General features: G+C 71.7%; 12 protein-coding genes. 8 read left to right on the top strand and 4 right to left on the bottom strand.

Going from position 1 to position 15,060, the window contains the following annotated elements; translation table 11 throughout:
* The first annotated feature begins 243 nt into the window (after positions 1-243).
* The 6 genes from dnaK to ABT118_RS29125 all read left to right on the top strand — a co-directional run bounded on the left by dnaK (position 244) and on the right by ABT118_RS29125 (position 6,883).
* Positions 244-2,085: a molecular chaperone DnaK gene (gene dnaK, locus ABT118_RS29150; RefSeq protein WP_350675313.1), complete on the top strand. Its 1,842-nt coding sequence runs from the start codon at positions 244-246 to the stop codon at positions 2,083-2,085.
* A complete protein-coding gene (grpE, locus tag ABT118_RS29145) occupies positions 2,082-2,687 on the top strand; it encodes a nucleotide exchange factor GrpE (protein WP_350675310.1) in 606 nt (201 codons plus the stop codon). Before dnaK ends, grpE begins: the two co-directional genes overlap by 4 nt.
* 105 nt (positions 2,688-2,792) lie before the next feature.
* Entirely contained in the window at positions 2,793-3,932 is a 1,140-nt protein-coding gene (gene dnaJ, locus ABT118_RS29140) for a molecular chaperone DnaJ (RefSeq protein ID WP_350675308.1), read from the top strand.
* Between the two features lie 7 nt (positions 3,933-3,939).
* Complete coding sequence (locus tag ABT118_RS29135) at positions 3,940-4,443, top strand: heat shock protein transcriptional repressor HspR (protein ID WP_350675306.1); 504 nt, start codon at positions 3,940-3,942, stop codon at positions 4,441-4,443.
* Positions 4,444-4,652: 209 nt separating this feature from the next.
* Complete coding sequence (locus ABT118_RS29130; protein WP_350675304.1) at positions 4,653-5,648, top strand: helix-turn-helix domain-containing protein; 996 nt, start codon at positions 4,653-4,655, stop codon at positions 5,646-5,648.
* 608 nt (positions 5,649-6,256) lie between these two features.
* Positions 6,257-6,883, top strand: a complete 627-nt coding sequence (locus ABT118_RS29125; RefSeq protein ID WP_350675301.1) for a hypothetical protein — start codon at positions 6,257-6,259, stop codon at positions 6,881-6,883.
* A gap of 20 nt (positions 6,884-6,903) precedes the next feature.
* On the opposite strand, the gene ABT118_RS29120 is transcribed toward ABT118_RS29125, so the two are convergent.
* The 4 genes from ABT118_RS29120 to ABT118_RS29105 form a co-directional block, all read right to left on the bottom strand.
* Positions 6,904-7,863: a LuxR C-terminal-related transcriptional regulator gene (locus ABT118_RS29120; protein ID WP_350675299.1), complete on the bottom strand. Its 960-nt coding sequence runs from the start codon at positions 7,861-7,863 to the stop codon at positions 6,904-6,906.
* On the bottom strand, positions 7,856-8,842 hold the full coding sequence (locus ABT118_RS29115) for a LuxR C-terminal-related transcriptional regulator (protein ID WP_350675297.1): 987 nt from the start codon (positions 8,840-8,842) through the stop codon (positions 7,856-7,858). Before ABT118_RS29115 ends, ABT118_RS29120 begins: the two co-directional genes overlap by 8 nt.
* Positions 8,835-9,788: a LuxR family transcriptional regulator gene (locus ABT118_RS29110; RefSeq protein ID WP_350675295.1), complete on the bottom strand. Its 954-nt coding sequence runs from the start codon at positions 9,786-9,788 to the stop codon at positions 8,835-8,837. The genes ABT118_RS29115 and ABT118_RS29110 overlap by 8 nt, the downstream gene beginning before the upstream one ends.
* A 382-nt stretch (positions 9,789-10,170) precedes the next feature.
* Positions 10,171-11,274 carry an SLAC1 family transporter gene (locus tag ABT118_RS29105; RefSeq protein ID WP_350675293.1) on the bottom strand — a complete coding sequence of 368 codons (1,104 nt, stop codon included), beginning with the start codon at positions 11,272-11,274 and terminating at the stop codon, positions 10,171-10,173.
* A 70-nt stretch (positions 11,275-11,344) separates the two neighbouring features.
* On the opposite strand from ABT118_RS29105, the gene ABT118_RS29100 reads away from it, so the two are divergent.
* Positions 11,345-12,247, top strand: a complete 903-nt coding sequence (locus ABT118_RS29100; protein WP_350675290.1) for a LysR family transcriptional regulator — start codon at positions 11,345-11,347, stop codon at positions 12,245-12,247.
* A 60-nt stretch (positions 12,248-12,307) separates the two neighbouring features.
* Positions 12,308-14,944 carry an ATP-dependent chaperone ClpB gene (gene clpB, locus ABT118_RS29095; RefSeq protein WP_502884712.1) on the top strand — a complete coding sequence of 879 codons (2,637 nt, stop codon included), beginning with the start codon at positions 12,308-12,310 and terminating at the stop codon, positions 14,942-14,944.
* Positions 14,945-15,060: the final 116 nt, after the last annotated feature.

The following is a 15,060-nucleotide window of genomic DNA, read 5'->3' as shown; positions in this document are numbered from 1 at the left end:
ACTTGCAGGGGTGACGCGCCGGAGACTACCGCGCGTTAACACCCGTTCAGAAGACGCTCAAGCTATGGCGACAGTCACTAAGGGCACACTCACCCGTCCGGCGGAGCTCGGTGCCCCCTGCGGCCCCCTGCCGATAAGCGCGCAGTAAAGTTGAGCCACCTGGACTCATGCCTGTTGACGCATACGATCAGGTCATGCATCCTTGAGCCTGTAAAGCTCAACTTCTTCATGGAGGTACCAACGATGGCACGCGCGGTCGGCATCGACCTCGGCACGACGAACTCGGTCGTCAGCGTTCTCGAAGGCGGTGAGCCCACCGTCATCACCAACGCCGAGGGCGCCCGGACCACGCCGTCCGTCGTCGCCTTCGCCAAGAACGGCGAGATCCTGGTCGGCGAGGTCGCCAAGCGCCAGGCGGTCACCAACGTGGATCGCACGATCCGCTCGGTGAAGCGCCACATGGGCACGGGTTGGAAGATCAACCTGGACGGCAAGGACTTCAACCCCCAGCAGATCAGCGCCTTCATCCTGCAGAAGCTGAAGCGCGACGCCGAGGCGTACCTGGGCGAGACGGTGACCGACGCGGTCATCACCGTCCCGGCCTACTTCTCCGACTCCGAGCGCCAGGCGACCAAGGAGGCCGGTGAGATCGCGGGCCTCAACGTCCTGCGCATCGTCAACGAGCCCACCGCCGCGGCGCTCGCCTACGGCCTCGACAAGGACGACCAGACCATCCTGGTCTTCGACCTCGGCGGCGGCACCTTCGACGTGTCCCTGCTGGAGATCGGCGACGGCGTCGTCGAGGTGAAGGCCACCAACGGTGACAACCACCTCGGTGGCGACGACTGGGACCAGAAGGTCGTCGACCACCTGGTCAAGGTCTTCCAGTCCGGTCACGGCGTGGACCTCTCCAAGGACAAGATGGCGCTCCAGCGCCTGCGCGAGGCCGCCGAGAAGGCGAAGATCGAGCTGTCCTCGTCCTCCGAGACCTCGATCAACCTGCCCTACATCACCGCCTCGGCCGAGGGCCCGCTGCACCTGGACGAGAAGCTCACCCGGGCCCAGTTCCAGCAGCTGACCGCGGACCTGCTGGAGCGCTGCAAGACCCCGTTCCACAACGTCATCAAGGACGCCGGCATCGCGCTGTCCGAGATCGACCACGTGGTCCTGGTCGGCGGCTCCACCCGCATGCCCGCCGTCGCGGAGCTCGTCAAGGAGCTGACCGGCGGTCAGGACGCCAACAAGGGCGTCAACCCGGACGAGGTCGTCGCCATCGGCGCCGCGCTGCAGGCCGGTGTGCTGAAGGGTGAGGTCAAGGACGTCCTGCTGCTCGACGTCACCCCGCTGTCCCTGGGTATCGAGACCAAGGGCGGCATCATGACCAAGCTGATCGAGCGCAACACCACGATCCCGACCAAGCGGTCCGAGATCTTCACCACGGCCGAGGACAACCAGCCGTCCGTGCAGATCCAGGTCTACCAGGGCGAGCGCGAGATCGCGGCGTACAACAAGAAGCTCGGCATGTTCGAGCTGACCGGTCTCCCGCCGGCCCCGCGCGGCCTGCCCCAGATCGAGGTCACCTTCGACATCGACGCGAACGGCATCATGCACGTCGGCGCCAAGGACCTCGGCACCGGCAAGGAGCAGCGGATGACCGTCACCGGCGGCTCCGCGCTGCCGAAGGACGACATCGAGCGGATGATGCGCGAGGCCGAGCAGTACGCGGCCGAGGACCACGAGCGCCGCGAGGCCGTGGAGACGCGGAACCAGGGCGAGCAGCTGGTCTACTCGACCGAGAAGTTCATCGCGGACAACACCGACAAGCTGCCCGAGGACGTCAAGACCGAGGTCGAGACCGCGATCGGCGAGCTCAAGGAGAAGCTGAAGGGCGAGGACATCGCGGCGATCCGCGAGGCCACCGAGAAGGTGTCCACCACCGCCCAGAAGCTCGGCGCCGCGCTGTACGCGCAGAACGACGCCGCGGGTGCCGCCCCGGCCGGTGACGCCGCCGGTGCCGCCAAGGACGACGACGTGGTCGACGCCGAGATCGTGGACGACGAGAAGCCCAAGGGCGGTGCGGCATGACGGAGAAGCCGCAGGGCACCGAGCCCGGCGACGACTCCGCCGCCGAGGAAGCGGTCCTGAAGGCTGCCGAAGAGGCGGTCGCCGGTGCCGGCTCCGACGAACTCGCCGCTGCCAAGCGCGAGTTGGTCGAGCGTACCGGTGACCTCCAGCGCCTCCAGGCCGAGTACCAGAACTACCGCAAGCGGGTCGAGCGGGACCGTCTGACGGTGCGCGAGATCGCGGTCTCCAACATCCTGGAGGCCCTGATCCCGGTGCTGGACGACATCGGCCGGGCCCGTGAGCACGGCGAGGTGACCGGCGGCTTCAAGTCCGTCTCCGACAACCTGGAGACGGTCGTCGCCAAGCTGGGCCTGCAGCAGTTCGGCAAGGAGGGCGAGCCCTTCGACCCGACCCTGCACGAGGCGCTGATGCACAGCTACTCCTCGGACGTCACCGAGGACACCTGCGTGCAGATCCTCCAGCCGGGCTACCGGATCGGCGAGCGGATCATCCGTCCGGCGATGGTCGCCGTGGCGGAGCCCCAGCCGGGCACCCAGAGCACTGCCGCGCCGGATGCCGACTCGTCGGACTCCGACAAGGCCGACGGTGCCTCGGAGAGCTGACCGAACGAGCGCTGCGGAGCCGTCCACCGTCCAGGACGGTGGACGGCTCCGCAGCGCCGTATCCGCGTACCCAACATCGAACACCCCCGGGAGGTGGCGGCAGCCATGAGCGCGAAGGACTACGTGGAGAAGGACTACTACAAGGTCCTCGGTGTGCCCAAGGACGCCACCACCGCCGAGATCAAGAAGACCTACCGGAAGCTCGCCCGCGAGTTCCACCCCGACGCCAACAAGGGTGACGTCAAGGCGGAGGACCGGTTCAAGGACATCTCCGAGGCGTACGACGTCCTGTCGGACGACAAGCGCCGCAAGGAGTACGACGAGGCCCGCGCCCTGTTCGGCAACGGCGGGTACCGGGCCGGCGGCCCGCAGGGCGGCAGCTTCGACTTCGGCGACCTGTTCGGCGGCAGCCCGCAGGGCGGCGGCGGGGTCGGCGACATCTTCGGCGGCCTGTTCAACCGGGGCGGCCGGCAGCCGCAGCCGCGCCGGGGCGCCGACGTCGAGACCGAGGTGACGCTCGCCTTCGAGGAGGCGGTGGACGGCGCCACCGTGCCGCTGCGGATGACCAGCCAGGCCGCCTGCCGGCCCTGCTCCGGCACCGGTGCCAAGGCCGGCACCACCCCCCGGGTCTGCCCGACCTGCGTCGGCGCCGGCACGGTCAGCCGGGGCCAGGGCGCGTTCGCGCTCTCCGAGCCCTGCCGGGACTGCAAGGGCCGCGGCATGCTGGTCGACGACCCCTGCCCGGTCTGCCACGGCAGCGGCCGGGCCTCCTCGGCCCGCACCATGCAGGTCCGGATCCCGGCCGGGGTCCAGGACAGCCAGCGGATCAGGCTCAAGGGCAAGGGCGCCCAGGGCGAGCGCGGCGGCCAGCCCGGTGACCTCTACGTCACCGTGCACGTCGAAACCCACCCCGTGTTCGGCCGGAAGGCCGACAACCTGACCGTCACCGTGCCGGTCACCTTCCCCGAAGCCGCGCTGGGCGGCACCATCGAGGTGCCGACGCTGAACGGGCCCTCGGTGAAGCTCAAGCTCCCGGCCGGGAGCGCCAACGGGCTGACCCTGCGGGCCCGCGGCAAGGGCGCCACCCGCAAGGACGGCACCCGCGGCGACCTGCTGGTCACCGTGGAGGTCGTGGTCCCCAAGCACCTCGAGGGCGAAGCCCTGGAGGCCCTGGAGCAGTACCGCGAGGCCACCGCCTCGGACGACCCGCGAGCCGCCCTGTTCAAGGCGGCAGAGGGAGCGTGATGACCAGATGACCCCCGACAACCCGATCGGCGCCGGTCTCGGCGAGGGCCTCCCCGGCGGCCCCGCCCTCGGCCGCCCCCGCCCCGCGGCGACCCACTACGTGCTGACCGAGGACACCCCGGTCTACGTGATCTCGGTCGCCGCCGAGCTCTCCGGCCTGCACCCGCAGACGCTGCGCCAGTACGACCGCCTCGGCCTGGTCTGCCCCGACCGCACGGCCGGCCGCGGCCGCCGCTACTCGGCCCGGGACATCCAGCAGCTCCGCGAGGTGCAGCGGCTCTCCCAGGACGAGGGCATCAACCTGGCCGGCATCAAGCGGATCATCGAGCTGGAGAACCAGGTCGCCGCCCTGCAGTCCCGGATCACCGAGCTGGCCGACTCGCTGGAGGGCGCCGCCTCGGCGCTGCAGCAGCGGGAGGCGGCGGTGCACGCGTCCTACCGGCGCGACCTGGTGCCGTACCAGCAGGTGCAGCAGTCCAGCGCGCTGGTGGTCTGGCGACCCAAGCGCTGACCTGTCGGATGGCACGAAGCCGCCGGTTCCCTCCGTCAGGGGGGTGCCGGCTGCTTGCGTCCGGTGAGAGAGTGCTAGCCGACCGGCGAACGGCTCGATCCCACCTCCCAATACGGACTGGCTCGACTACGATCGCGGCCTAAGATGCCTGGTGTAGCAGACTTTGAGTCACGTGGCCTGCTTGTTCGGTCAACGACAAGGAGCCGTAGATGAGTGCGCGAGAACAGCCGGTCACCGCACCCGGTTCGCGAATCCTTTCCCCGGATGCACGCGTGCTCTACCTGAAGGCAATCCAACAGAATGGCAGACTTCTCCGCCACGACTGCACGTCGGAAGAGAATAGTGCCCTGACCGAACTGTTGGAACTCGGACTCCTTATTCCCGACAGCGAGGAGCCCGGCACGTTCATGGCGGTGGACCCGAGCCAGCTTTCCGCGAGTCTGAGTTCCGCCTGGCAGCGCCAAGCACTCGACCTGCTGTCGCGAGCGGCCGCCCTGCCCGAGGATCTGAACGATCTCGCCGAGGCATTCCACACCCCGAATCAGCGCGGCGGGGCCATCGAGTACGTCCGCGGCAAGGCCTTGATCAACCAGCGCCTGCAGCAGGACACGGCCAGTGGAATCACCGAGGGCCTCGCCATGCAGCCCGGCGGCCCGCGCCCCCCGGCGCTGCTCGCCTCCAGCCGTGAACGCGACCTGGCGACGCTGCGCCAGGGTGCGACGATGCGGACGATCTACAACGCGAGCACGCGTTATCACCAGCCCACCAGGGACTACGTCTCGATACTGGCGAACGAGGGGTGGCAGTTCCGCACCCTGGACGAGCCGTACGCCCGGCTGATCGTGGTCAACCGGCGATTCGCGGTCATACCCGTGGTCGACGACGACCTGGCCGCATTCATTTATGACCCGGCGGTGGTGAATTTCCTCGCCGAAGAAGTATTCGAGCGGAACTGGAGTCGCGCGCTGGATTTCGACGGCGACCGGACCGTTCCGCAACAGGTCGTGTCCCGCCTGCGCCAGACCATCATCGACCTGCTGCTCTCCGGGACCAACCACCGGGTCATCGCACGCCGGCTCGGCATCAGCGAGCGCACTCTCGCGCGCCATATCGCCGAGATGCGGGAGGACTACAACGTCGACTCCCTGTTCCAACTCGGATACGTGCTGGGCCGGGCTCCCAGCAACGATCCGAACCAGGTCTGACGCTCTGCTCCGCGAAGTGCGTTCCCGTCATCTCCGGGCCGACGGGCTCCCAGGAGACTGGTCCCCACGTACCGGGAACCACCTCGTCCGACCCCGTGAACCGATCAACCCCAGTTGAGGTCTTCGAGCGCAACTACCACGTTGACCGCCTTGGCGGAGTGCTCGGCAGGCTGAGCCTGCGCGCCACCAGCCGCGACAGTGCCCACAGCGAGCACAGCAACCGTGGCGGCGACCGGCAGGAGAACCTTGCAGACAAGTCGATACATACGAGACACAGACCCACCCCTTTCAGCGAGTACGCAAGCTGAACTAATAGGACTAACGTCCACATGATGCCGTACTGATCTGGCGGTGTCATCCACCAGCCCATCCCCGGTGCGTCATTTCTCTGCCAGTCATCCAGATGACAGGCATGGAAGCTGGACGCCAGAGCCGCCCCCGATGGACGATCAGTTCGCCTCCGATGGTCCACTGCAAGATCTCCCAAACTTGCCAATGAACCGTCAATTAGCAGTTCCGAGGCACCGCACACCTTTGCTTGAGCGGCAACTATCCAAACGCCTGCCGGCACCAACCACTACCCGGTCGGCCGTCCCCCGGAGCCAACAATGAGTGAGCCGTACCTGCGCAATCGCGCCGTCCAGACCCCCGAGGGTCGGCGCGCTCGGGTGTTCCTGGCCGCGCCGCTCATGCGGCTGACCGGACCGGCCGACAGTGTGGTGACGCTGGCCAGCCGGACCAGGCTGACCACCCTGCGTTCCGCCCTGCTCAAGAGCGGCGCCGCCGTCTACAGCGCGCACCACAGCGACGCCTGGACGGTGGCCGGCCGCGCGCCGGAGCCGCGGGTGCCGTCGGACTTCCGGGCGCTGCAGACCGCGGACCTGGTCTTCGCCTACGTCGGCGCCCCGCTCTCGGCCGGCGTCGCGCTCGAACTCGGCTGGGCCTCCTCGCTGCGCAAGCCGATCGTGCTGCTGGTGGACGAGGCGATCACGCACAACCCGCTGATCGCCACCATCGAGCAGGTCGCCCCCGTGCTGCCGCTGGTCTTCGACGACTCCTGGTCGCAGGAGGCGCTGCGCCACACCGTGGAGACCGCGCTGGACTGGGCCGGCATGGCCCTCTCGCTCCGCGAGGGCTTCTGGACCGCGCCCGCCGAGGCCTTCCCGAGCCCCCGTCAGGAGTCCCCCGCCTCCGGCCCCTTCGGCTACTGGGCCCCGGGCCTCGCCACCGGCTGACCGGCGGCTCCGGGCCACCCTCAGGCCCGGAGGTCCCCGCGCATCTGCCAGCCCAGCTGGAACAGCGTCTCGGCGTCGTACCGCTCGCGCAGCCGCGAGATGTGCCCCGCCACCGTGCGCTCGCTCAGGCCGAGCCGGCTGGCGATCGCCTTCTGGGTGAGTCCCTTGCTCAGCATCAGCCCGACCTGGTCGGCGACCGGCAGCTCGGCCGCCCCCGTCCGCCAGTTGACCCGCTCGGCCCGCTCCCAGTCCCGCTCGAATCCGCCCAGCAGGAAGCTGACCACCGCCGGATCCTCGACCACCGCGGCGCTGCGGTTGTCGGCGGCGGCCGGGATCACCGCGATCCGGCGGTCGAAGATCAGCACCCGGGTGAAGTCCTCGTCCAGCACCCGGACCCGGCCGCCCCACTCGGTGACCGAGGCCGCGTTGTGCACCGTGGCCCGGTCCAGCCGGGCGGCCGGCTGGTAGAGGGTGCGCATCGTCCCGCCGTCGTCGAGGTACCGCCGGGTCCGCTCCCTGGCCTCGGCCAGGAACTCGGCCGGGCGGGCCCCGCCGGGCTGGGCCGCCAGCACCTCCTCCCGGCAGTCGGCCTCGATCTGCAGGATCCGGGACCTGATCTCCTCCATGTCCTGGATGTACAGCACCTCGTTGGAGCGCTCCACCCGGCGCGGCGCCGCGTCGTACGCCGAGGTCAGCTCCTCCAGGGCGGTCGGCATCTGCTCGGCCCGCAGCAGCAGGCCGGTACCGGCCGCCCGGAGTCCGGCCGCCATCCGTTCGGTGACCGACCGGGGGTTCACCGCCGTCAGCGAGGCATCCTCGGTGTGGTGGACCAGCAGGCCGAGTTCGAGCAGCCGCAGCGCGGTGGCGGCGTCCCCGGCGGCCACCTCGCGGAACAGCACCCGGCCGCCCTGCGCCAGGATCTCGGCGTAGAGCGCGCGCTCCGACTCGCCCGGCAGTCGCACCGGGCCCGGGCTACTCATCCCGCTCCCCCCGGAGCAGCCAGCCGAGCTGGAACAGCGTCCCGGCCGAGTGCAGCTCGCGCAGCCGGGAGATGTGTCCCGCGACGGTCCGCTCGCTCAACCCGAGCCGGACCGCGATGGTGCGCTGGGTGAGACCGGTGGCGAGCAGCCGGCCGACCTGCTCGTCGATCGGGTGGCCGACCTCCCGGGGGTCGGTGCGGCCCCACTTGACCCGTTCGGCCCGCTGCCAGTCCCGTTCGAACCCGCCGGTCAGGAAGCCCACCACGGCCGGGTCCTCGACGAAGGCCGCGCTGCTGTGGTCCGCGGCGGCGGGAACCACGGCCACCCTCCGGTCGAAGATCATCATCCGCTTGAACGGCTCGCCCAGCACCCGGACCTCCATGCCGAGTTCGCCGATCGCGGCGGCGTAGCGGACGGTGGCGGGATCGGTCCGGACGGACGGTTCGTAGAGCGCGCGGACGGTGCCGCCACGGGCGGCGAAGGCATGGGCCCGGGACACCGCGAGCTCCAGCCGGTCCGGCGGCAGCGGGCCGCCGGGCCGGGCCAGCAGGATCTCCTCGGTCGCCCCGTCCTCCAACTCCCGCATCCGGTGGACGATCTGCCCGGGGTCGTCCAGGTGCCGGACCGTGCTGGAGCGGATCGAGCGGCGCGGGGCCCGCTCGTACGCGTCGGACAACTCGGCCATCAACTGCGGGAGTTGCTCGGCCTCCAGCAGCAACCTGGTTCCCTCCGAGCGGAGTTCGGCGCTGATCCGGCCGCTCACCCGGCGCGGGTCGACCGCGGTGTAGCCCGGTCCGCGGGTGTCTGCGACCAGCAGGCCGACCGCCAGCAGCCCGGCCAGCGCGGACCGGTCCGCCGCGTCGGCCGGCTCCCGGGTGATCCGGCCGCCCTGGGCCAGCACCTCCAGGTAGAGCTCCCGCTCGGCCAGCACCGGCAGCCGTCCGCCGGGCAGTCCCGCACCGGCCGTCCGCTCAGCCATTCCGACCGCCGCGGAGCTGCCAGCCGAGCTGGAACAGGGTCTGGGCGCCGTACTGCGCCCGGAGGCGGGCGATGTGCCCGGCCACCGTGCGCTCGCTCACGCCGAGCCGGCCGGCCACCCCGCGCTGGGTGAGGCCCTGGCTCAACAGCCGGCCCACCCGGTCGGTGGCGGTGTGCTCTGCCGCGGCGCCCCACCGGACGGCGTCCGCCCGGAGCCAGTCCCGTTCGAAGACCGAGACCAGGAAGGCCACGGCGGCCGGGTCGGTGATGAAGGCGGCCCTGGTGTGGTCCTCGGCCGCCCGCACCACGGCGACCGACCCGTCGAAGATCAGCATCCGTTCGAACGCCTCGTCCAGGACCCGGACCTGGGCGCCGTGCCCGGTCACCGCGGTCGCGTACCGCACCACCGCGGGGTCCGACAGCGCACTGGGCTGGTAGAGCGTGCGGAGCACCCGGCCCCGCTGCAGCATCGGGACGTCCTGCCCGAGGGCGAAGGCCAGGTCCGCCGGATCGCGGAGGCCGGGCTGGGAGGTGCGGACACCGATCCTGCAGTCGTGCACCAGCCGGGTGATCCGCCGCCGGATCTCCTCGTGGCCCTCGATCTGCACCGCCTGGTCCGCCCGGCCGGCCGGCGGCGGGGCGGCGTCGTACGCGCGCACCAGCCGGTCGAGCGAGCTCGGCAGCTCGTCGGCCCGGACCAGCAGCCGGGTGGCCTCGGACCGCAGCTCGGTGCCGACCCGTCCCAGCACCGCGCGCGGATCCACCGCGGCGTAGGCGCTGTCCAGCAGGTTCGGCACCAGCAGGCCGATCCCGGTGAGCTGGTCGACCGCCGCCTGTCCCGCTGCGGCGGCATCGGCGAAGGGGAGGCTTCCGCCCTGGTCCAGGATGGTCAGATAGAGCGACCGGGCCGCTTCGTCGAGCGTCCCGTGCTCCCGCTCCGCCGTCACTGCGCCCTCCTACCGGATGCCCTAGACCGTCCGATCGTGAGTGGCCCACGCCGGCGCGCCTCCGGGCCGGAGCTGACGCTCCAGCCCGAGAGGCTCACCATGCCACGCCGGGTCACGGCACTTCCAACGAGGCGGAGCAGCAGCGCCTCGCCGGCTCCGGCTCCGGGGTCATCACCACACATGAACACCCGGGCGGGGCTCTCCTCCGTTGCGCCGGTGCTCTCGCACCCGGCGCCCCCCGTGAGGAGAGCAAGTGGCCGACCCCGACTTGCGGTAGTCCGGGCGACCTGGCGTGACTCCACCTTCACAGCGGGGGGGCCGACCGACAAGGGAAACCGGCTGCATGTTCCCGCAGATGCAGGAACATGCAGCCGACGGTCCGTCAGGAGGTCTTGACCAGGCCGAGCAGCCGGCCGCTGAAGACCCCGGTCACGGTGCCGACCGAGGCGACCGCCCAGGCCGCGACCAGCAGCAGGTAGAGCGCCACGGCCAGGCCGGTGAAGCCGCCGAAGCCGGTGTGCCGGGCCAGGCCCGCGGCACCGGTGACCAGGGTGCCGACCGGGAAGGTGAAGGCCCACCAGGTCATCGCGAACGGCATCCCGGCCCGCAGCGCGCGCAGGTTGGCGACCAGCGCCAGGCCCAGCCAGAGCACCCCGAAGCCGGTCATCATGACGCCGAACAGCACCGCGAAGCCGAGCGCGGGCCCGGCCAGCGCGGGGGCGGCGGTCCTGGCCGCGTCGGCGAGCTGGTTCACGGCGGTGGTGGACTGGCCGAGCGGGCCGAGCACCAGGAAGAGCGAGGGGGTCAGCACCAGGGCGGGCAGCTTGCTGTGCACCAGCCCGGCGAAGACCACCGGCAGCACCAGCACGGTGCCCAGCAGACTGGCGCCGAACAGTGCGTAGCAGCCGTACAGCACCGCGGGGCCCAGGGCGGCGGGCAGGTGCGGGATCAGCGCGGGGCCGAGCGCGGCGGCGACCATCGGGGCGACCACCGGGAGCAGCCAGGTGGGGTTGGCCTTCAGGGCCGAGACCCGGTGCCGGGTGATCATCAGGTACGGGATGCCGGCCGCGACCAGCAGGGCGTAGCCGGTGCCGGCGGTCCACAGCACCAGGTCGATCGCGACCGCAGCCGGGGTGCCGATCAGCCGGGAGCCGAGCACCAGGGTGCCGTAGCCGACCGCGATCAGGGCCATCGGGGGGCAGCCGTAGAAGACGGCGGTGGCGGGCTCGTCGAGCAACTGGGCCCTGGCCGTCTCCCGGTGCCGGGTGAGGTGGACCGCCCGCCCGGCCACCAGCGCCGCCAGGGCGAGGATGGAGAGCGCCCAGACCAGCTCGCCGAAGCCGATCAGCCCCGGCACCCGGACCGGCAGGGCGGCGGCGCCGTTGGCGACGATCGCGGTGCCCATGACGGCGGCGTACCAGTTGGGGCCGAGCCGGCCGAGGTCGAGGCCGTAGGCGGCGGTGCGGGAAGCGGTGAGGGTGGCCATGCCTCCACCGTGCCGCCCCGGATGATCAACCGGTAGCGCGCCCTGACCTATGAGCACATAGCCTGGCCCTATGCCCCTCTCCCCGCGTGTCCCCGAGCTCGGCGCCCTGGAACTGCTGCTCGCGGTGGCCCGGCTGGGCAGCGTCGGCCGGGCCGCGGCCGAGCTGGGGGTCAGTCAGCCCGCCGCCAGCGCCCGGATCAAGGGCATGGAGCGGCAGATCGGGGTGCCGCTGCTGGAGCGCTCGCCGCGCGGCTCGCGGCCGACCCAGGCGGGCCGGGTGGTGGTCGAGTGGGCCCGGAACGTGGTCGAGGCGGCGCAGGCGCTGGACGCCGGGATCGAGGCGCTGCGCGAGCACCGGGACGCCCGGCTGACCGTGGTGGCCAGCCTCACCGTGGCCGAGTACCTGATGCCGGGCTGGCTGCTGGCGCTGCACACGGTCAGCCCCGACACCTCGGTGACACTGCGGACGGCCAACTCGGCGGACGTCGCCTCCCATGTGCTGGCCGGGGACGCGGACCTCGGCTTCGTGGAGGGCCCGACCACCCCGCCCGGGCTGGCCGGGGTGGTGGTGGCGGCCGACCGGCTGGTGGTGGTGGTCGCCCCGAGCCACCCCTGGGCCCGCCGCCGGACCCCGCTCACCGGCGCCGAGCTGGCCGCCACCCCGCTGGTGCTGCGCGAGCCGGGCTCGGGCACCCGGGAGGTGCTGGAGCAGGCGCTCGCCCCGTACGGCGGGGCCACCACGCCCCGACTGGAGCTGGCCTCCTCGACCGCGCTGAAGGCGGCGGCGATGACCGGCGCGGGGCCGGTCTGCCTGAGCGAGCTGGCGGTCTCCGAGGAGCTGGCCACTCGGCGGCTGGTCGCCATCCCGGTCGAGGGGGTCGACCTGGCCCGTCCGCTGCGGGCGGTCTGGCCGGCCGGCCACCGCCCGGCCGGTCCGGCCCGGGAGCTGCTCGGACTGACCCGGAAACGCTGAATACCCTCCCTTCGCAAAGTTGAGCGAGGTAGACTCAACTTATCCAACAGCCCGTCTGTCATGAAGGAGCCGCCAGCAGTGGACGCCAGCAAGTTCACCAGCAAGACCCAGGACGCCCTGTCCGCCGCGATCCGCCAGGCCAGCGCCGCAGGAAACCCGGACGTCAAGCCGGTGCACATCCTGCTGGCCCTGCTGGAGCAGCCGGAGGGCATCGCCCGCCCGCTGCTCGAAGCGGTCGGCGCGGACGTGGCCGCCGTCACCGCCGCCGCCCGGCGGCAGCTCGCCGCCCTGCCCAGCGCGCAGGGCTCCACCGTCTCCGCGCCGCAGCTGGCCCGGGACACCATGGCCGTGCTGACCGAGGCCGGCAAGCGCGCCGACGACCTGGACGACCAGTACCTCTCCACCGAGCACCTGCTGGTCGGCCTGGCCGCTGAGGGCGGCCAGGTGGCCGACCTGCTCAAGGACCACGGCGCCACCCCCAAGACGCTGCTGGCCGCCTTCAAGGACGTCCGCGGCAGCGCCAAGGTCACCTCGGCCGACCCGGAGGGCACCTACAAGGCGCTGGAGAAGTACGGCACCGACCTGACCCAGTCCGCCCGGGACGGCAAGCTCGACCCGGTGATCGGCCGCGACCAGGAGATCCGCCGGGTGATCCAGGTGCTCTCCCGCCGGACGAAGAACAACCCGGTCCTGATCGGCGAGCCCGGCGTCGGCAAGACCGCCGTGGTCGAGGGCCTGGCCCAGCGAATCGTGGCGGGCGACGTGCCGGTGTCGCTGCGCGGCAAGCGGCTGGTCTCGCTGGACCTGTCCGCGATGGTCGCCGGGGCCAAGTACCGCGGTGAGTTCGAGGAGCGGCTGAAGGCGGTGCTGAACGACATCAGGTCCAGCGACGGCCAGGTGATCACCTTCATCGACGAGCTGCACACCATGGTCGGCGCGGGCGCCGGCGGCGACTCCTCGATGGACGCGGGCAACATGCTCAAGCCGATGCTGGCCCGCGGCGAGCTGCGGATGGTCGGCGCCACCACGCTGGACGAGTACCGCGAGCGGATCGAGAAGGACCCGGCGCTGGAGCGGCGGTTCCAGCAGGTGCTGGTCGGCGAGCCCAGCGTCGAGGACACCATCGCCATCCTGCGCGGCCTCAAGGGCCGGTACGAGGCGCACCACAAGGTGCAGATCGCGGACGCCGCCCTGGTGGCCGCCGCCACCCTGTCCAACCGCTACATCACCTCCCGGTTCCTGCCCGACAAGGCGATCGACCTGGTCGACGAGGCGGCCTCGCAGCTCCGGATGGAGATCGACTCCTCCCCGGTGGAGATCGACGAACTCCAGCGCTCGGTCGACCGGTTGCGGATGGAGGAGCTGGCGCTGGAGAAGGAGTCCGACCCGGCCTCGGTGGACCGGCTGGAGCGGCTGCGCCGCGATCTGGCGGACCGGCAGGAGCAGTTGAGCGCGCTGAACGCCCGCTGGGAGCAGGAGAAGCGGTCGCTCAACCGGGTCGGCGAGCTCAAGGAGCGGCTGGACGACCTGCACGGCGCGCTCGAACGCGCCCAGCGGGACGGCGACTTCGAGCGCGCCTCGAAGCTGATGTACGCCGAGGTCCCGGCCGCCGAGCGGGAGCTCACCGAGGCCCAGGAGCACGCCCGGGACGAGGACGCGAGCGAGTCGATGGTCAAGGAGGAGGTCGGCCCGGACGACGTGGCCGACGTGGTGTCCTCCTGGACGGGCATCCCGGCCGGCCGGCTGCTGGAGGGCGAGAGCGCCAAACTCCTGCGGATGGAGGACGAGTTGGGCCGCCGCCTGATCGGCCAACGGGAGGCGGTGGCGGCCGTCTCGGACGCCGTCCGGCGCACCCGCTCCGGCATCGCCGACCCGGACCGGCCGACCGGCTCGTTCCTCTTCCTCGGCCCGACCGGCGTCGGCAAGACCGAACTCGCCAAGGCCCTGGCCGACTTCCTCTTCGACGACGAGCGCGCCATGGTCCGGATCGACATGAGCGAGTACGGCGAGAAGCACTCGGTCTCCCGGCTGGTCGGCGCCCCGCCCGGCTACGTCGGCTACGAGGAGGGCGGCCAGCTCACCGAGGCGGTCCGGCGCCGGCCGTACAGCGTGGTGCTGCTGGACGAGGTGGAGAAGGCCCACCCCGAGGTCTTCGACGTGCTGCTCCAGGTGCTGGACGACGGCCGCCTGACCGACGGCCAGGGCCGGACGGTGGACTTCCGCAACGCGATCCTGATCCTCACCTCCAACCTGGGTTCGCAGTACCTAGTCGACCAGACCACCCCGGAGGAGCGGAAGAAGCAGCTGGTGCTGGACACGGTGCGCTCGGCCTTCAAACCCGAGTTCCTGAACCGGCTGGACGACATCGTGGTCTTCGAGCCGCTGGGCACCGCCGAGCTGAGCCGGATCGTCGACCTCCAGGTGGCGCTGCTGGGCGACCGGCTGCGCGACCGCAGGCTCACCCTGGACGTCACCCCGGCGGCCCGCGACTGGCTCGCGCTGACCGGCTACGACCCGGCGTACGGGGCCCGGCCGCTGCGGCGGCTGGTGCAGTCCGCGATCGGCGACCAGCTGGCCCGGGCGATCCTCTCCGGCCAGGTGCACGACGGCGACACCGTGGTGGTCGAGCGGGACGCGGAGGAGGACCGGCTGACCGTCAGGGCCGAGCATCCGGTCGCCTCGCTGACCAAGCGCTGACCGAGCGCCGCCCCGCCCGGGCGGGGCGGCCGCCCGGGCCCCCGGGCCCCCGAGGGCCCCGGCGGGGGGGGAGGCGGGATGGGGCGGGGGGGGGGGCCCCCCCCGGCCCCCCGGGC

It is taken from the genome of Kitasatospora sp. NPDC002040, from assembly GCF_040296785.1.
In the GTDB taxonomy this organism is placed as follows: domain Bacteria; phylum Actinomycetota; class Actinomycetes; order Streptomycetales; family Streptomycetaceae; genus Kitasatospora.
This window is presented reverse-complemented; position numbering and strand designations above follow the sequence as displayed.